Annotated in this window: 14 protein-coding genes, 1 tRNA gene and 1 riboswitch; of the genes, 10 read left to right on the forward strand and 5 right to left on the reverse strand. The window is 41.8% G+C overall.

Annotated features, from left to right (window positions below; all coding sequences use genetic code 11):
- Positions 1 to 14: 14 nt before the first annotated feature.
- From thiC to HXT46_RS02440, 4 genes are all read right to left on the reverse strand, one after another.
- Entirely contained in the window at positions 15 to 2,660 is a 2,646-nt protein-coding gene (gene thiC / locus HXT46_RS02425; RefSeq protein WP_421786250.1) for a phosphomethylpyrimidine synthase ThiC, read from the reverse strand.
- Positions 2,657 to 2,764: riboswitch (TPP riboswitch) on the reverse strand. Its footprint overlaps the gene before it by 4 nt.
- A 171-nt stretch (positions 2,765 to 2,935) precedes the next feature.
- Positions 2,936 to 3,619: a methionine ABC transporter permease gene (locus HXT46_RS02430; protein ID WP_004112597.1), complete on the reverse strand. Its 684-nt coding sequence runs from the start codon at positions 3,617 to 3,619 to the stop codon at positions 2,936 to 2,938.
- A gap of 2 nt (positions 3,620 to 3,621) precedes the next feature.
- A complete protein-coding gene (locus HXT46_RS02435) occupies positions 3,622 to 4,446 on the reverse strand; it encodes a methionine ABC transporter ATP-binding protein (RefSeq protein WP_014554658.1) in 825 nt (274 codons plus the stop codon).
- A 104-nt stretch (positions 4,447 to 4,550) separates the two neighbouring features.
- Positions 4,551 to 5,399, reverse strand: a complete 849-nt coding sequence (locus HXT46_RS02440; RefSeq protein WP_004112601.1) for a MetQ/NlpA family ABC transporter substrate-binding protein — start codon at positions 5,397 to 5,399, stop codon at positions 4,551 to 4,553.
- Positions 5,400 to 5,707: 308 nt separating this feature from the next.
- Between HXT46_RS02440 and HXT46_RS02445 the strand changes: the two genes are divergently transcribed.
- The 10 genes from HXT46_RS02445 to HXT46_RS02490 all read left to right on the forward strand — a co-directional run bounded on the left by HXT46_RS02445 (position 5,708) and on the right by HXT46_RS02490 (position 17,595).
- Positions 5,708 to 7,405 (forward strand): NAD+ synthase, encoded by a 1,698-nt coding sequence (locus tag HXT46_RS02445; RefSeq protein WP_248902367.1) that lies wholly within the window; start codon positions 5,708 to 5,710, stop codon positions 7,403 to 7,405.
- 241 nt (positions 7,406 to 7,646) lie between these two features.
- Positions 7,647 to 10,022 carry a formate C-acetyltransferase gene (pflB, locus tag HXT46_RS02450; protein WP_004112605.1) on the forward strand — a complete coding sequence of 792 codons (2,376 nt, stop codon included), beginning with the start codon at positions 7,647 to 7,649 and terminating at the stop codon, positions 10,020 to 10,022.
- A 121-nt stretch (positions 10,023 to 10,143) separates the two neighbouring features.
- The gene (gene pflA, locus HXT46_RS02455) at positions 10,144 to 11,025 is read left to right on the forward strand and encodes a pyruvate formate-lyase-activating protein (RefSeq protein ID WP_004112608.1); all 882 of its coding nucleotides are present in this window, start codon (positions 10,144 to 10,146) and stop codon (positions 11,023 to 11,025) included.
- A 99-nt stretch (positions 11,026 to 11,124) separates the two neighbouring features.
- The gene (locus tag HXT46_RS02460; protein ID WP_004115434.1) at positions 11,125 to 11,496 is read left to right on the forward strand and encodes a hypothetical protein; all 372 of its coding nucleotides are present in this window, start codon (positions 11,125 to 11,127) and stop codon (positions 11,494 to 11,496) included.
- 193 nt (positions 11,497 to 11,689) lie between these two features.
- On the forward strand, positions 11,690 to 13,063 hold the full coding sequence (locus HXT46_RS02465) for an HRDC domain-containing protein (RefSeq protein WP_032836416.1): 1,374 nt from the start codon (positions 11,690 to 11,692) through the stop codon (positions 13,061 to 13,063).
- A 52-nt stretch (positions 13,064 to 13,115) separates the two neighbouring features.
- Entirely contained in the window at positions 13,116 to 14,474 is a 1,359-nt protein-coding gene (gene tig, locus HXT46_RS02470) for a trigger factor (protein ID WP_004112612.1), read from the forward strand.
- Between the two features lie 122 nt (positions 14,475 to 14,596).
- Entirely contained in the window at positions 14,597 to 16,060 is a 1,464-nt protein-coding gene (locus HXT46_RS02475; RefSeq protein ID WP_004112613.1) for a chloride channel protein, read from the forward strand.
- A 35-nt stretch (positions 16,061 to 16,095) separates the two neighbouring features.
- Positions 16,096 to 16,707, forward strand: a complete 612-nt coding sequence (locus tag HXT46_RS02480; protein WP_004112615.1) for an ATP-dependent Clp protease proteolytic subunit — start codon at positions 16,096 to 16,098, stop codon at positions 16,705 to 16,707.
- A 6-nt stretch (positions 16,708 to 16,713) separates the two neighbouring features.
- Positions 16,714 to 17,382: an ATP-dependent Clp protease proteolytic subunit gene (locus tag HXT46_RS02485; protein WP_004112616.1), complete on the forward strand. Its 669-nt coding sequence runs from the start codon at positions 16,714 to 16,716 to the stop codon at positions 17,380 to 17,382.
- Positions 17,383 to 17,521: 139 nt separating this feature from the next.
- A tRNA-Arg gene (locus HXT46_RS02490) sits at positions 17,522 to 17,595 on the forward strand.
- 151 nt (positions 17,596 to 17,746) lie between these two features.
- Here HXT46_RS02490 and HXT46_RS02495 read toward each other — a convergent pair.
- Positions 17,747 to 18,028 (reverse strand): HU family DNA-binding protein, encoded by a 282-nt coding sequence (locus HXT46_RS02495; RefSeq protein WP_004112617.1) that lies wholly within the window; start codon positions 18,026 to 18,028, stop codon positions 17,747 to 17,749.
- Between the last annotated feature and the right edge of the window lie 122 nt (positions 18,029 to 18,150).

Here is an 18,150-nt window from a genome sequence, read left to right on the forward strand (position 1 = left end):
GAAACATAGATACTCTACGCTTTGGCGCTTTGATACAACGTTGAACCAGCTTCCTGGAACTTTTTACTCATCTCTTTCATACCCTCGGCAATAGCCTGACTGCGGGCTTCTTCAACAAGTTGTTCTTGTTGATCTGCGCCACCGAAACGCTTGCGAATATTCTGAGAAATAGCCATTGAGCAGAATTTTGGTCCACACATGGAACAGAAGTGAGCCATTTTTGCTGGCTCTGCTGGAAGCGTTTCGTCATGGAAAGCGATAGCGGTATCTGGATCGTAGCTTAAATTAAACTGATCCAGCCAGCGAAACTCGAAACGAGCCTTGCTTATAGCGTTATCTCTATCCATGGCATGCGGATGATGCTTAGCAAGATCCGCAGCGTGACAAGCAATCTTATAAGCAATAACACCTTGCTTAACGTCATCCTTATTAGGAAGTCCTAAATGCTCTTTAGGAGTGACGTAGCAAAGCATTGCTGTGCCATAACGAGCGATTTCAACGCCGCCGATAGCGGAAGTAATGTGATCATATCCTGGTGCAGTATCGGTTGTTAAAGGACCAAGAGTATAGAATGGAGCATTCTGGCAAATCGCTTTCTCCATTTCAATATTCATGCGTACCGTATCAAATGGTACGTGTCCTGGTCCTTCAATCATAACCTGAACATCGTGTTGCCAAGCAATCTTAGTAAGTTCACCAAGCGTCATAAGCTCGGAAAGCTGAGCAGCATCGTTTGCATCAGCCAAGCTTCCTGGTCGTAAACCATCTCCCAAAGAGAATGCGACATCGTACTTGGCAAAAATCTCACATAATTCTTCGAAGTGAGTGTATAAGAAGCTTTCTTGATGGTGTTGTAAGCACCATTCAGCCATAATTGAGCCGCCTCGAGAAACAATACCAGTTACGCGGTTTGCAGTAAGAGGCACGTAGCGAAGAAGTACGCCTGCGTGAATAGTCATGTAGTCAACGCCTTGCTCGCACTGTTCAATAACAGTGTCGCGGAAAAGCTCCCAGCTGAGCTTAGAAGCATCATCCTCAACTTTTTCCAAAGCTTGATACATTGGCACGGTACCAATCGGAACAGGGGAGTTACGCAAAATCCACTCGCGAGTTGTGTGAATATCGTTACCTGTGGAAAGATCCATAACGGTATCCGCGCCCCACTTAGTAGCCCACGTAAGTTTTTCTACTTCTTCGTCAATAGAAGATGTTACAGCAGAATTACCCATGTTTGCGTTTAGCTTAGTTAAGAAGCGAGAACCAATAATCATAGGTTCTGCTTCAGGGTGGTTGATATTGCAAGGAATCACAGCGCGACCAAATGCAACTTCAGAGCGAACAAGTTCCACATCGCAATTTTCGCGAGTAGCAACATACTGCATTTCTGGAGTGACAATTCCATGACGCGCGTACCACATTTGGGTAATAGGATGATCTGCAGCCTTCATTGGCTTATGAGTGCGACCACGCCACTCTTTTGAAGCTTTACCGCGCTTAATAGCTCGCTTGCCGTCATCTTGAAGATTTCGACTACGACCTTCATATTCAACAACATCGCCACGATCTCTAATCCAATCAAGACGAAGAGGAGCCAAGCCTTCCTTAGGATCGCACTTAGGTCCCTCTGTGTTGTAATCCTTAAATGGTGGGTTAGGACCAACGCCTGGAGTATCAGAAAGCTTAATTTCTGTATACGGCACTTCCAAATCGTAAGAACCATATTCATATTCAAAGTGAACTGGCGTAGTTTTACGAATATGAGCTTTGTCCCTCTGAGTACATCCGCGAGAAGCAATATCAACGCGCTGTTGCTTTGCTAATTTTGCAGCATCTTTTGCTTCTTTAGCATTAATGAACTTTGGCGTATTGTTAGCTTTCTCATCAGCTTTTTCCTGAACTATAACGCGTTTTGCATAACCGTGCTTTTGATTGCCGCGAATGTGCGTAAAGCGTTCCACGAATTCACTCATAGTGGATTCTGGTGTTTCGCTTGCGTACAATGCTTCAGATACAAACAATCCTGCAGCCTTACTGCGAGCAATCATGTCAACATCTTCTAAAGATGTTCTTCCTCCAACAAGTACTGGAAAATCGCTTGCTGAGCAAATAGTATTAATCTTTGCTCCATCTAAAATAGTGTGATTTGGTTCTAATTCATAAGTTGGAGTAATGTTTTCGCAACCATCTTCTGGATTATGCATTGCCGTTACACAAATATAATCAATGCAGCCATCAGGAAGTTCATTAATAACCTTAACAAGACTTTCTGTTTCTACGGACAAGCCTATTATTGCGTCTTCTCCCAAAAGTGCTCGTGTTTCTTTAGGTTCCATGTCGCTTTGCGCAAGATGAACTCCATCGACTTTAATTCCTTGATTTCTTGCCTGCCAGACAACGTCAACTCTTCCGTCTATTACGAAAGTTACTGAATCACATTTATCGTTATCTTCTATGATTTGTGCAATATCTCGTGCGATTGATGTGATTTCTTTTGCGCTTTCATCCGCACAATTAAGCCTTATAAATGTTGATCCTGCGCGTAAAGAGTCGTCAACTATATCCGTGAGTGCGCGACTTTTGCATAGTTTAGGATTTGCAATAAAACATGTGTTTAGGTTGAACTGGTCACGCATTGATGCGTATGGATAGTTTGAGGTCATACTTAATCGTTGCTCCCTACGTTGTATTAACTAACAGGTTCGAAGGGTCAGGTTTTTCACCTATCTCAGCCTTCTTTAAAAAGAAAGCACCCCTGCAAAATGTTGTGACTCAGACATTCTACATTATTTGGTATCTTTTCAATAAATCGTAGGCATGTTGAATGGTTGATCATTTGATAAATAGAAAATCCTAGAAGCGATTAATAGATTTTACTGTATCTTACGCTACTAGGATTTTATTTGTGACTTTTTTATTTGTGACTTTTTATTGGATATTATCGACGTTCATGATGGTTGATTTTATTGGATATTAAATCTCCAACAGTTTGTACTACTTGCACAAGAAGAATACAGAAAATAACAGCAACACTCATAACATCGTATTGGTAACGCTGATATCCGTAGCGAATTGCAATATCTCCTAGACCGCCTGCGCCAACAGTTCCAGCCATTGCAGAGAATCCAAAAAGTGTAATGAAAGTCAATGCCGCTCCACGAATTAATGAAGGCAAGCTTTCAAAAAGCAATACTTTGAATACTATTTGCGTATTGCTTGCGCCAAAACTTTGTGCAGCTTCTATAAGACTTCCATCAACTTCTGCAAGAGATTGCTCAACAATTCGCGCTACGAATGGTGCAGCTGTTAAAACAAGAGGAACAATAGCGCCAGAAACTCCCAAAGACGTTCCAACAATAAGTCTAGTAAGTGGAATTATTGCAACAAGTAGGATTATAAACGGTATTGAGCGAACAATATTTACAATCCAACCTAAAACCGCATTCAAATATGAGTTAGGACGTATTCCTTGTTTTGCGCTTGTTATAAGAAGAACTCCTATTGGTAATCCTATTACGTATGCGAATAGTGTAGATATTGAAGTCATAGATATTGTATCTTTTGTGCCTTCAATAAGTAGTTCTCCATATTCGTCTATAAATTGTGAAATATTTTCTGGCATTTTTATTTCACCCCATTGTTTGTTGCGCTATTAGTGGTTATTTCATTTTCGGAATTACTATTATTGGATTTAGTTCCCCTATGGTTTTCAACATGTTCGTCTGCAATAAGCGTTTTTAAAATATTGCTTTGAGGATTTTTGAAAAGTGTTGAAGTGTCACCGATCTCTACGATTTTTCCGCCGTCAATCATAGCAACCCTATCGCAAATATTTCTTGCTACTGCTAACGAGTGAGTAATAATAACCAGTGTTACGTTAAGATCTCGGTTGATTCTTCTAAGCAAGTCAAGTATTTGTGCTGTAGTTGTTGAATCCAAGGCGCTTGTTGCTTCGTCACAAAGCATTATAGAAGGATTATTAGCAAGTGCTCTCGCTATTGCAACTCTTTGCTGTTGTCCGCCAGAAAGCTGAACAGGGTAGCGGTTTGCTAAATCTTTTAATCCAACTAAATCGAGTAAATACTTTGCTCGTTCTTCTCTTTTTTCTTTAGGAGTGTTGTTTAGTTCCAAAGGAAAAGTCACATTTTGTAACACAGTTCGCTGTTGAAAAAGACTAAAGTTTTGGAAAATCATTCCAATATTCGATCTTATTTTAGATAAATCTCTATTTTTGGCGTCCGTAATATCTTTTCCGTCTATTAGCACTCTTCCAGATGTTGGACGTTCTAACAAGTTCATGCATCTGACTAATGATGATTTTCCAGCTCCAGAAGATCCCAAAATACCAAATACTTCGCCTGATTCAATAGTTAAATTAATATCGTTAAGTGCTTCGTGCGATTGCTTACCACTTGAGTAAGTTTTATAAAGATGCTCAATTTGAATCATATTATCTCTCACTGATTTTGAAAAACAAGCATGAGGCATGCGCCTCTATGCTTTTGTGAGTCACATGTCTCATACTTGTTTATGGTTAGAACACTGTAATCATCTTAGAAAACTGGCAAAACAGCGCCGTTGTAGTTTTTCTTTATAAAATCACGAACTGCATCTGTTTTTAACGCTTTTACAAGAGCCTTGATTTTAGCAAGCTTTTCGGATCCTTTCTTAACAGCAATAATGTTTTCGTATGTTTTAGCAGCTACGCCTCCAACTTTTTCGCTTGTAAGAGGATCTTTAGTTGGGTTAAATCCAGCTTGAATAGCGTAGTTTCCGTTTAGAGCAGCTAAATCAACGTCCTTAACAACTGTTGGAACCAAAGCAGCGTCTATTTCCTTAAACTTTAGATTCTTTGGATTAGAAACAATATCTTTCTTTGTTGCGTTAACATCCTTTGGATTCTTTAGCTTAAGAAGACCTGCATCTTGCAAAAGAAGAAGTGCGCGAGCTTCGTTGGTTGGGTCGCTAGGAACCGCAACTGTTGCGCCATCTTTTAAGTCCTTAATTGTTTTAGTCTTTCCTGGGTAAAGTCCAAATGGTTCAAAGTGGATTCCAGCAATAGAAATAATATGCGTTCCTCTTTCTTTATTAAAGTTATCTAAGTATGGCAAATGCTGATGGTAGTTTGCGTCTGCTTCGCCTTCTTCTACAGCAGTATTTGGTTGCACGTAGTCAGTAAATTCCTTAACAACCAACTTATAGCCTTGTTTTTGCAAAATTGGCTTAACTACTTTGTTTAAAATATCGCTGTGAGGAGTTGGGGAAGCTGCAACCTTAATCACCTTATCGTCTTTAGTTGCTCCATTTGCAGAAGATCCGCATGCGCTTAGTGAAAGCCCCAAAATCGCAGTTAGTGCTGTAAAAGCTGCAATAATCTTTGTGTTCTTCTTTGTGATTTTCATATTTTTCCCCTTGTCCTTTAATGTTTTTTGTTCGTTGATTTTTTGTTTCTTAGCAACGGAATATCAATATATGCGATTTTGTATCTTCTTCGCTACCTATTTTCTATTTGTATAATTTATGACGAGTTAGCAATACTAATGAAATCAGGCAGATATGTGACAATTAATTTTTTATACTTGCGATTGATTTTTTGTTTTTCGCTTGTTTTTTATGATTGGCGTTTTGCGATTTTTCTGTTTAGTGGATGCTTTTATTGCAATATGACTTTATACAATGCGGCTTATGCAACATGGATTATAATAAAAACATGACTTCTTTGCGTTTAGCTTTAGCTCAAATTGACACTTGCGTTGGAAACATAAGCAAAAATACGGATGAAATATTGCGATTTTGCAAAGATGCAAGTAGTGGAAACGCTGATATTGTTGTGTTTCCAGAAATGACACTAACAGGGTATCCAATCGAAGACCTTGCTTTGCGTGCAACATTTAGAAAAGCAGCTAGCGACGCTGCTTACAGTCTTGCAAAAATCTTAAAAGATAGCGGATTAGCTGACTTATACGTTGTTGTTGGAACAGTTGGTGTAGACGATGAATTAGGTAAGCCAAGAAATCGTTTACTTGTTATTCATGATGGAAAAGTGGAGCTTGTTTATGACAAGCATTTCTTACCAAATTATGGCGTTTTTGACGAATTTAGAATTTTCTCTTCTGGAGATGATTGCGGAATTCTAAACGTTAAAGGCGCAAAATTAGGATTTGCGATTTGCGAAGACATTTGGCAAGATGGCGGCCCAGTTGCGCGTCTTTCTAAAGAGGGGATTGATGTTTTAGTAACAATCAACGGTTCTCCGTACGAAGAAGGCAAAACAGATATTCGCTTAAAGCTGGCGCAAAAGCGTGCAAAAGAGCTTAATGCTCCTCTTGTTTACGTAAATCAAGTTGGTGCTCAAGATGATCTTGTTTTTGATGGCGGCAGTTTTGTAGTAAACGCAGATGGATCCCTGATCGAGCGTTCTAAAATGTTTGATCAAGACTTAAGTTTTGTTGATTTTAATACAGATTTAGATGCACAAAAGTGCTCAACGATTGCTCAAAAATTAGACCCAGACGAAGAAGTTTATTGCGCATGTGTTTTAGGACTTAGAGATTATATGCGCAAAAACGGATTTAAGGGCGTTTGCTTAGGACTTTCTGGCGGAATTGACTCTGCGCTAGTTGCAACTATGGCGGCAGATGCTTGCGGAGGGCAAAACGTTTGGGGAATCTCAATGCCAAGCATGTATTCTTCGCTTGGTTCTAAAGACGACGCTTGCGATTTAGCTAAGCGACTTGGAGCACATTACGATATTCAGCCTATTGAGCCACTTTTTAAGTCATTCCAAAATCAGCTTGATTTACAAGGTGTTGCTGCAGAGAATTTGCAAGCGCGAGTTAGAGGCGTGATTGTTATGGCGTACTCTAATTCAAAAGGTTTGCTGGCTCTAGCTACTGGTAATAAGTCGGAGCTTGCATGCGGTTATTCTACGATTTATGGAGATGCAGTAGGAGGGTATGCTCCTATTAAAGATTTGTTTAAGACTCGCGTTTGGGCGCTTTCTAGATGGCGAAATCGTGCTGCTCAAAATGGAGTAGGTCTTGGAATGTTACCTATTGCAGGAAGAGAAGATTTTCCTAAAGACAATGCTCCAAAAGATGGCATTCTTATACCTGTAAACTCGATTATTAAGCCTCCAAGCGCAGAGCTAAGACCAGGGCAAAAGGATTCTGATTCTTTGCCAGAATACGATTTGCTAGATAAAGTGTTGGAAGCTCATATTGAGCTTGCTCATGGTCGCGCAGATTTGCTTGCAGATGGTTTTGATGAGCGCACAGTTAATACAGTTATTAGGCTTGTAGACCGCGCAGAATGGAAGCGTAGGCAGTATCCGTTAGGGCCAAAAGTTAGTGCGATTGCGTTTGGAAGAGATAGGCGAATTCCAGTAACAACCGCGTTTAGAGAGTAGACGAAATCTTGGATACGTCTTGGGAAAAGTCGCAAGCATCCGTTGATTAACTACATATTGCATATGCGCTAGTTTGAGTATTCAAACTAGCGTTTTTTACTAAATTGAATACATAAAAGCATAAAATGTGAGGTAACTCACTTTAAAATAGTAAAAAATCGACGTGTACTGTTTAAACATTGCTTTAACATAGTAGAGAAGACGGCGTGAAGAAGCGTCGTGGATACGAAAGGAGTCAAATATGGCATCAGTGGATGCATCCGTTCTCACCGAAGAGGATCTTCGTGCAAAAGCGTGGGATGGATTTACAAGCGGCAATTGGGAAAAAGATATTGACGTACGCGACTTTATTTTAAAGAACTACACCCCATACGAAGGCGACGAATCCTTCTTGGCGAATGCTACCGAGAAAACGAAGCATATGTGGAAGTATCTCGATGACAATTACTTGGCAGTTGAGCGTGAGCGCCGCGTATACGACGTTGAAACTCATATTCCAGCAGGCATTGACGCAATGCCAGCAGGCTACATTGAAAGCCCAGAAGTAGATAACGTAATCGTCGGTTTGCAAACTGACGAACCTTGCAAGCGCGCTATGATGCCAAACGGTGGTTGGCGAATGGTTGAGCAGGCTATTAAGGAAGCCGGCAAGGAAGTAGATCCAGAAATTAAGAAGATTTTCACCGTTTATCGCAAGACTCATAACGATGGCGTGTTTGGTGTTTACACCAAGAATATTAAGATTGCTCGCCACAATAAGATTTTGACTGGTTTGCCAGACGCTTATGGTCGTGGTCGTATTATCGGTGATTATCGTCGCGTGGCTCTTTACGGCGTAAACATGCTTATTGAGTTCAAGAAGCGCGATAAGGATTCGATTCCATACCGCAACGACTTTACTGAGACCGAGATTGAGCATTGGATTCGCTTCCGCGAAGAGCACGATGAGCAAATCAAGGCTTTGAAGCAGCTTATCAACTTGGGTAACGAGTACGGCTTGGATTTGAGCCGCCCAGCTCAAACCGCTAAGGAAGCTGTTCAGTGGACTTACATGGGCTATCTTGCTTCTGTTAAGAGCCAGGATGGCGCTGCAATGAGCTTCGGACGTGTTTCCGCATTCTTCGATTGCTACTTTGAGCGTGATTTGAAGGCTGGATTAATCAACGAAACCGATGCTCAGGAAATCATTGATGCTTTGGTTATGAAGCTTCGTATTGTTCGCTTCTTGCGTACTAAGGATTACGACGCAATCTTCTCTGGAGATCCATATTGGGCAACTTGGTCCGATGCTGGCTTCAGCGATGATGGTCGCACATTTGTTACTAAGACTTCGTTCCGTTTGCTCAACACTTTGACTCTTGAGCATCTTGGGCCAGGTCCTGAGCCAAACATCACTATTTTCTGGGATCCAAAGCTTCCAGAAGCCTACAAGCGTTTCTGCGCACAAATCTCTATCGACACTTCTGCAATTCAGTACGAGTCCGATAAAGATATTCGTGAGCACTGGGGCGATGACGCTGCTATTGCTTGCTGCGTTTCCCCAATGCGCGTTGGTAAGCAAATGCAGTTCTTCGCTGCTCGCGTTAACTCCGCAAAGGCTTTGCTCTACGCGATTAACGGTGGTCGCGATGAAATGACTGGCATGCAGGTTATTGATAAGGGTGTTATTGACCCAATCAAGCCAGAAGCCGACGGAACTCTTGACTACGAGAAGGTTAAGGCCAATTACGAGAAGGCTTTGGAATGGCTTTCCGAAACCTACATTGAGGCTTTGAACATCATCCACTACATGCATGATAAGTACGCGTACGAGTCCATTGAGATGGCTTTGCACGATAGGGAAGTCTATCGTACACTCGGCTGCGGTATGTCTGGCTTGTCTATTGCTGCAGATTCCTTGGCTGCTTTGAAGTATGCAAAGGTTTACCCAATTTACAACAAGGATGCTAAGACCACTGAAGGTCATGAGTATGAGTACATCGAAGGCGCAGAAGACGACTTAATCGTTGGCTACAAGACGGTTGGAGAGTTCCCAATCTACGGTAACGATGACGATCGTGCTGATGACTTGGCAAAGTGGGTTGTAAGCACTGTTATGGGTCAGGTAAAGCGTTTGCCTGTGTACCGTAATGCTGTTCCAACTCAGTCTATCTTGACTATTACTTCTAACGTTGAATACGGCAAGAACACTGGTTCCTTCCCATCTGGTCACAAGAAGGGTACTCCTTACGCTCCAGGCGCAAACCCAGAAAATGGTATGGATTCTCACGGTATGCTTCCATCCATGTTCTCCGTTGGCAAGATTGACTATGATGATGCTCTCGATGGTATTTCTTTGACCAACACCATTACGCCAGATGGTTTGGGAAGAGATGAAGACGAGCGTATAACGAATTTGGTTGGTATTTTGGACGCTGGCAACGGTCACGGCTTGTACCACGCAAACATCAACGTTTTGCGCAAGGAACAGCTTGAAGACGCTGTTGAGCACCCAGAAAAGTATCCACACCTTACGGTTCGCGTTTCTGGCTACGCAGTGAACTTCGTAAAGCTCACTAAGGAGCAGCAGCTCGACGTTATTTCTCGTACATTCCACCAGGGTTCAGTTACTGACTGATTCTGATTGATTGCGAATGCCGCCGGGAGTGAGTAGGTTTTGCTCCTGGCGGCTTTTAAAATAAACGTAGTTTTTAAAATCGAATAAATTAAACCAAAGACGGTTATAGGAGGGCATATAGATGGTTGAAAACACAGCATTTCGTACCACGACTCAGCACATGTTAAAGGAGTCAAAAGAGTATGCCCGACAAACTTTAATGGGTGGTCTTTCTGGTTTTGAATCTCCAATTGGATTAGACAGAAAAGACCGCTTAGTTGCTCTTAAAACTGGCGATATTGGATTTGTGCATTCTTGGGATATTAATACTTCTGTTGATGGCCCTGGCACTCGTATGACTGTTTTTATGAGCGGCTGCCCACTTCGCTGCCAATATTGCCAAAATCCAGATACTTGGAAAATGCGCGATGGCAAGCCAGTCTACTTAGATGCAATGATTAAAAAAGTAGACCGTTATCAAAGTCTTTTTAAGGCAACTGGTGGCGGAATCACATTTTCTGGCGGCGAATCCATGATGCAACCAGCTTTTGTATCTAGAGTATTTCGTGCAGCAAAAGAAATGGGCGTGCATACTTGCTTAGATACTTCGGGCTTTTTGAATCGCAATTATACAGACGAAATGATTGACGACATTGATCTTTGCTTGCTAGATGTTAAATCTGGTATTGAAGAAACGTATAAAAAAGTAACTGGCGGCTTGCTTCAGCCAACTATTGACTTTGGTCAGCGCTTAGCGAAGGCTGGTAAGAAGATTTGGGTGCGTTTTGTGCTCGTTCCAGGTCTTACAGACAGTGAAGAAAATGTTGAAAAAGTTGCTGAGATTTGCGATTCGTTTGGAGATGCTGTTGAGCATATTGACGTGCTTGGATTCCATCAACTAGGCCGTCCAAAGTGGCATGAGCTTAGGATTCCGTACCCACTTGAGAATCAAAAAGGACCTTCTAGAGCATTAAAAGAGCGAGTTGTAAATCAGTTCAAAGACCACGGTTTTGTAGTGTATTAGACTGAACCTCGATGCGTTTTAGGCAATCTTTGTGTATTGTATTTTTTTGAAGGATTTTGTATAATTATACAAATACCCTTTTTAGAGAAAGGATACGCAATGAAGCGCAGAATAGGTTGTTGGATTGCATTAGCTTTTGCATTAGCGTTAGCTATTTTTGCACGGTGTAACGATCAGTTTGGCTTTGGCACAGCGCTTATTATTTTAATTGTTTTGCCGATAATTTTGTTGCCGATAAATATCGTTGCGGCTTTCGATAAGAAACCTCTTATCGAAGTGCCGATAATATCTATTGCTATAACTATTGCTACAGAACTTGCCACTTTCCCAATAAGAGATTTAGGTTTACATGCTCTCTACGTTATCCCAACAGTTTTAGTTTCGGCAGTCGCATTTACTCTTACTAGATTCCTTAAAACTAAACTTGTTAAGCGCATAAATGGAGAAATAGTAAATAATAAAACAGATTGATTATCTAAATGATTATTTAATTGATTATTTATTTTGATTAGTCGTAGTTGTGTGCGAAAGTTGAAGCCGTGTTAAAAGATGCACAATCTATAACACGGCTTAAATATTTTTTACGGATATTTTGCAAAAAATTGCAAGGCAAGATGCAAAAAGCGTAAGACTTTGGCTAGAGCATGCAAATCGGGAGGCGTTCTTGAATAAGGAACCAAAGCTCTTAAAAGAGCCTAGAGAAGGAGTTCCAGAAGTCATTGATACGCTTGAAGCATATAAAGAATATTGTAATTTGTTAGCATCAGGGTCGGGGTCTTTGGCTGCAGACGCAGAGCGCGCATCTGGTTTTAGATATGGTCACGAAGATTGGCTGATTCAGTTCAAACGCAAAGGTGCAGGAATTGGATTGCTGGACCCAATAGCGTTAGGAAAACTTGGCGTTGATTGGCATGAATTTAACAAGGCAGTAGGAGACGCGCCTTGGATTATTCACGATTCTATGCAAGATTTGCCAGGATTTTTCGATATTGGTTTGCGCCCGCGCGCCTTATTTGATACCGAGATTGCAGCTAAATTGCTTGGTAGAAAGCGATTTGGATTAAGCTCTGTAACTGAATATTATTTGGGGCTTACTCTTGCAAAAGAACATTCTGCAGCGGATTGGTCATATAGACCTCTTCCTAGAGATTGGCGAAATTACGCGGCTTTAGACGTTGAATTGCTAATCGAATTAGAAGAAGTAATGAGTGGCGAGTTAAAAAAGCAAGGCAAGCTTTTATGGGCAAATCAAGAGTTTGCACACTTATTAAGTAAAGGTGCGCAAAAGAAGGCTCCTCACCCAAATCCTTGGCTTAGAATATCTCATATAAGCGTTCTTATGCACGATAAAATCGGCTTAATGATTGCAAAAGAGCTTTGGCAAAAGCGAGATGAGCTTGCTTGTCAATACGATATTGCGCCAACTCTATTGCTTTCGGATGCTGCGATTATTGAAGCAGGAAAGCGAAAACCAAGTAATTCTAGGGAGTTTCGCTCAATTCGCATTCTTAACGAACGCGTTAGGATTCACACGGGCAGCGAGCAAGACAAGATGTTTGAACGTTATGCTCCGATTCAGCGCAAAATCAAGCCAAATGTGTGGAAAGTTGTTATAGAAGACGCGATTAGTCGCGCTAAAAGTGGGGAAGTTGCTATTGTTTCTAAGCTTGATGATTCAAGTAGTAAATATGGCAATTACAACGATTCTGGCGATTCTGACAATTCTGCGGATGCTGGCGATTCTGCGGATTCTAGCGACGCACAAGAATCGCAAGCAGCTCCACGATCTATGAAGTATTGGCGTGATCATCATCCCAAAAGATATGAGCGCTTACAAAATGTAAAGCAGTCTTTAATCAAGATTGCAGAAGATACGCATACTCCTACAGAAATCATTATTAAACCGCAAATTATTCGCAATCTTTGTTGGCAAGATAATATTGAGCATATTAACGTTAAGGAGTTTCTTGTAGAGCAGGGCGCAAGAACGTGGCAAAGCGATTTAATTGCAGAGTCCGTAACTCGCGCTATTATGTAACGGTTGTGCCATATGGCAGAAGCTAGAAAACGTAATTTCAGGAGCATGAAGCGTGAAAATCAGCGTCAGGAATCTTGAGCCAACTAAGGTTAAGCTCACCATTACCGCAGATCTCGAAGATTTTGAGCCATTTATGGATCAGGCTCGTAAAGAGATCGCAAAGCAAATCAACGTGCCAGGTTTCCGTAAGGGACACGTACCAGGCAAGATTGTAGATCAGCGAGTTGGCTTCGGAGCTGTTGCCGGTGAAGCTGTAAATTCTGCTGTTCCAGAGCTTTATTCTAAGGCTTTGGAAGAAAAGAAGATTCGCCCAATGGATCAGCCAGAATTTGATGTTCAGGAAGTCCCAGAATCTGCTAAAGACGAACTTAAGCTTAAGTTTGTTGCAACTGTTGAGCGTCGTCCAGAGTTCAAGCTTAACAAGTTCAAGGGTGTAGAAATCGAAGTAGAAAAGCCAGAAGTTACAGACGAAGATGTTAATGCTCGTCTTGAGGCTTTGCGTCAGCGCTTCGGTACTCTTGTTGGTGTTGATCGCCCAGCTAAGAAGGGTGATTTTGCTAACATTGATTTGGAAGCTCGAATCGACGATGAGGTTGCTGATTCTCAGAATGGCGTGAGCTATGAGCTTGGTTCCAACACCATGCTTGATGGTTTGGATGAAGCTTTGGAAGGTCTTTCCGCTGGCGAAGAGACCACTTTTGAAGGCACTCTTGAGGCTGGAAAGAACCAGGGTAAAAAAGCTCAGGTTAAGGTGAAGGTTAACTCTGTTAAGACTCAGGAATTGCCAGAGCTTAATGATGACTTCGCTCAGGAAGCTTCTGAGTTTGATACTTTCGAAGAGCTTAAAGCTGATGTTCGTAAGTCTTGCGAGCAGGCAAATGAAGGCCGTCAGGCTACTATGGCTCGCGATGCCTTTATTGCTAAGATTCAGGAAGAGGTTGAGATTCCTGTACCAAAGGGTGTTAAAGAAAAGGCTGTTGCTGAACATCTTAAGGGTATGACTCCAGATCCTGAAAAGGCTACTAAAGAGCAGAAGGAAGAAGCTGAGAAGGCTGCAGAAAAGGAGCTTCGTGACCAAATGGTTCTCGACGCTTTGGCAGAAAGCCTCGATGTTTCTGTATCTCAGGCAGATGTCACTAACTTCTTGGTTTCTGTTGCTCAGCAGTATGGTATGGATCCAAGCCAGTTTATTAACGCTATTGTTCGTAATGGTCAGCTTGGTTCCGCTGTTCAGGAAGTTGCTCGTTCTAAGGGCTTGCTTGCTGGTATGCGTGCTGTGAAATTCGTTGCTGGTGGAGAGGCTATAGACTTGAGTGCTTTCTTAACGGAAGAAGAGGAGCCAGAAGACGAAAGCGTTAAAGCTGCTTCCGCTGCTGCTGCAGTAGCTGATGAGCTTACCTCTGAAAAGTAAGTTAGTATCTTCTATTAGATTTTAATCTAAGACCTAGTGGAGTTTAGCTCCGCTGGGTCTTACTTATATCTAATTAAATAATTACGATTATTATAGGAAAATCTTAAGAATTGCGAGACATTATGGATAATAGTGCTAAAACTAAGCATGAAGCTTGTTGCAGATTTGGCAGATTCGGTAAATCTTGCAAGTTATTTAGTTTTGCAATTCGTCTAGCGTGTTTTATTGCAGTCTCTGTTGCCCTTGGCGTTCTTATTGGCCTAGGAGCTACAGTTCTTACGCTTATTTTTTATGCTGTACAATACCTTGCTTTTGGCTCAATTGAATCTGCTAAAAACACTGTATTTTCAGCTCTTCCTTGGTATCGATACGTGCTACCTGGCACAATTGCTATGACTATTGCTGCACTGGCTTGGTATTTTTTGCGAAAAAGAGAAAATCCTCCTCGAATCGTTACTATTCCACAAGCCGTTAGTGGCAGTAGAATGCCAATTTTTTCTACTATTGCACATGTTTTATTGCAAATCGGCATTGTTGGCTCTGGAATTTCAATCGGAAGGGAAGTAGCTCCTAGAGAATTAGCTGCAATGATTGCTCAGCGTTGCAGCAGTATTTTTCATATGTCTGTTAAAACTCAGCGTATACTAGTTGCGTCTGCTGCAGGTGCTGGCTTGGCTGCAGTGTACCACGCGCCTTTAGCTGGCACCGTGCTTTCTTTAGGTTTGCTTAGTAAAACCCAAGGTTTTGGTTTTTATGCGTGGCTAAATCGCGAGAATGGCTCGCTAATAGATAATGCAGCTAAAAATATTGCGCGCTCGGAGCGTTTGCATTGCTTGCCTTTTGCTCTTGTTATGAATTATGTTGCTGCGTTTGTTGTTGAATTTTTATTGCATCATTCTAGATACTACAATATTTCGCAATTTTCTTGCGTGATTTCTTGGCAAATTTGCGTTTTAACTGTTGTTGTTGGTGCAGCGTGCGGCTTAGTTGGTTACGTTTTTCGCTTGGGTATTATTTGGTGTAGAACTCATGCTTTGCGTGGCATACAAATGCTGTGTTTTATGCCTGTAGCTGGCTTAGTTATTGGTGTTGCGGCTTGTTGGTTTCCGCATATTATGGGGAATGGTAGGTCGCTTTCTCAGCTTGCTTTTTCTGTAGCTAGTTTTCCGTATTTGGCAGAAAGTTCACATATTGTGACTATTTTATTGCTTCTTGCAATGATGAAAATGCTTGCGACTTTGTTGGTTTTGCGTTACGGTGCCTCTGGAGGCGTTTTGCAGCCGAGTATTTCGACTGGCGCTTGCTTTGGTGTGATTTTATACGCTATTTTTTCAACGTCTGCGCTTTCGCAAGTTTTTGACATTTCGCAAGTTTCTGCAATTTCTGTATCTATTATTGGCGCTGTTTCTTTACTTGCATCTTCCAGAAAAGCTCCAATTATGGCTTGGCTTTTAGTTGCTGAATTAGTAAATGCGCCGTTTGCATTACTTTTTCTTATGCTATTTGCTGCAATTGTGTCCAATTGCGTAGCTAATTGTGTTGAGCGATTTATTTCGCATTTTTTTGCGGTCACGCGCACACGATAGTCTAGATATATTCAAAATGTTTGTAAGGAGATAAGGTGACTGAGCTGTTTACGGCTTCTCCCATTATGCAAGAAGGGGAGCCACAAAATCCAATGGATTCGATTTTTAATCAACTTTTAAAGGATCGTATTATTTGGCTTGGTTCTGAAGTCAAGGATGAAAATGCTAATATCATCTGTGCACAGATGCTTATGCTAGCTGCGCAAGATCCTAAAAAAGATATTTGGCTTTATATAAATTCGCCTGGAGGGTCTATTACGGCAGGAATGGCGATTTATGATACTATGCAGCTTATTGAGCCAGATGTGGCTACTATTGCTGTGGGAATGGCTGCTTCTATGGGTCAGTTCTTACTGAGTTCTGGTACTCCTGGTAAGCGTTTTATTACATCTCATGCACGTGTTCTTATGCACCAGCCTTCTGGTGGCGTTGGCGGTACTGCAACTGATGTGCGTATTAATGCTGAGTTAATTATGGATATGAAGAAGACTCTTTCTGAGCTTACTGCGCAGCAGACTGGTCATACAGTTGAAGAAATTTACCGTGACAATGAGTATGATCATTGGTTTACTGCGCAGCAGGCTTTGGAGTATGGTTTTGTGGATAAGATTGTCACCACTCCAGCTTCTATGCGTGGGGAGGAGTGATTTTATATGGCAAGTGAAGAAGCAAAGTTTGTTGCACGCGCCCAGCGCTTGGGTGGATTTGGTCAAACCAGTGGTGTGTTTACGAATCGTTATGTTTTGCCTCAATTTGGCGAGCAGACTCCTTATGGTATGAAAACTCAAGATCCGTACACTAAGCTTTTTGAAGATCGTATTATTTTCATGGGTGTACAAGTTGATGACACTTCTGCTGATGACATTATGGCTCAGCTCTTGGTTCTAGAAAGCATGGATCCAAATAGGGATGTAATGATGTACATTAACTCTCCAGGCGGTTCTATGACAGCTATGACGGCAATTTACGACACTATGCAGTATATTAAGCCAGATGTTCAAACGGTGTGTTTAGGGCAAGCTGCTTCGGCTGCTGCGATTTTGCTTGCAGCTGGTTCTGCTGGTAAGCGTATGATTCTGCCAAATGCTCGTGTTCTTATTCATCAGCCTGCTATGGGTCAGGATTTTGGTAAGGCTACTGAGATAGAGCTTCAGGCTAAGGAAATGTTGCGTTTGCGCGAATGGTTGGAATCCACTCTTGCAAAGCATACTGGTCAGGATATTGAGCGTATTCGTAAAGATATTGAGGTGGATACGATTCTTACAGCTCCTCAGGCTAAAGAATACGGTATGGTAGATGAAGTTCTTGAACATAGGTCTTAAGTAGTTTTTACTTTTTAGATTTTTATGTTTTAGCTGCAACCCTTGGCGACACGCCAAGGGTTGTGTTTTTGTGAATATGGTTGTATATTAGTCAAGTTGCCGAAAACAAGGGAACGATTTCCTAAGGCTTCGGAAACATGCGCCAGTAGCCCAACGGATTAGAGCATCTGACTACGGATCAGAAGGTTGCAGGTTCGAATCCTGTCTGGCGCACAGGTGGCGCGGTGATTTTCACCGCGTTTTTTTTTATTCTGTTTTCCGCTTAACGCATACAAAATCATATTAGGTATAAAAAAACGAGGAACAAATCCAAAATTGGGAGCGTTCCTCGTTTGCTTGTAAGTCTTACGCTTATCGTTTAAACCTACTCAGTAACTGCCTTCTTGAGCAAAGAACCAGCGGAGATTCTAACACCGTAAGATGCAGGAATCTTAATGGTTTCGCCAGTGCGTGGGTTGCGGCCAGTGCGCTCAGCGCGCTTTACACGCTCAGCGGAGAACAGGCCAGTGAGCTTCAATCCTTCACCAGACTGCAAAGCCTCAACGAACACATCCTGGAATGCGTTGACAGCGGCCTCGGCCTGTGCCTTGGTAAGGTTGGACTTCTGAGCGATCTTCGAAACGAGATCAGACTTGTTGTATGCCATACAAGCATCCTTTGTGTTAGGGGCCTTCTCTTCCAAAGACCACTTTCACTCATAGATATTAATACATTTTCCCTACAAATGCGCGGTTTTTCGCCGTTTTTCCGAGATTTTTTTACGATTTT

The organism is Gardnerella sp. DNF01204 (assembly GCF_049244145.1).
Lineage (GTDB): Bacteria > Actinomycetota > Actinomycetes > Actinomycetales > Bifidobacteriaceae > Bifidobacterium > Bifidobacterium vaginale.

Coding starts and splice junctions, on each gene's coding strand:
- thiC (WP_421786250.1), bottom strand. CDS start 2,660: ATGACCTCAAACTATCCATACGCATCAATGCGTGACCAGTTCAACCTA.
- HXT46_RS02430 (WP_004112597.1), bottom strand. CDS start 3,619: ATGCCAGAAAATATTTCACAATTTATAGACGAATATGGAGAACTACTT.
- HXT46_RS02435 (WP_014554658.1), bottom strand. CDS start 4,446: ATGATTCAAATTGAGCATCTTTATAAAACTTACTCAAGTGGTAAGCAA.
- HXT46_RS02440 (WP_004112601.1), bottom strand. CDS start 5,399: ATGAAAATCACAAAGAAGAACACAAAGATTATTGCAGCTTTTACAGCA.
- HXT46_RS02445 (WP_248902367.1), top strand. CDS start 5,708: ATGACTTCTTTGCGTTTAGCTTTAGCTCAAATTGACACTTGCGTTGGA.
- pflB (WP_004112605.1), top strand. CDS start 7,647: ATGGCATCAGTGGATGCATCCGTTCTCACCGAAGAGGATCTTCGTGCA.
- pflA (WP_004112608.1), top strand. CDS start 10,144: ATGGTTGAAAACACAGCATTTCGTACCACGACTCAGCACATGTTAAAG.
- HXT46_RS02460 (WP_004115434.1), top strand. CDS start 11,125: ATGAAGCGCAGAATAGGTTGTTGGATTGCATTAGCTTTTGCATTAGCG.
- HXT46_RS02475 (WP_004112613.1), top strand. CDS start 14,597: ATGGATAATAGTGCTAAAACTAAGCATGAAGCTTGTTGCAGATTTGGC.
- HXT46_RS02485 (WP_004112616.1), top strand. CDS start 16,714: ATGGCAAGTGAAGAAGCAAAGTTTGTTGCACGCGCCCAGCGCTTGGGT.
- HXT46_RS02495 (WP_004112617.1), bottom strand. CDS start 18,028: ATGGCATACAACAAGTCTGATCTCGTTTCGAAGATCGCTCAGAAGTCC.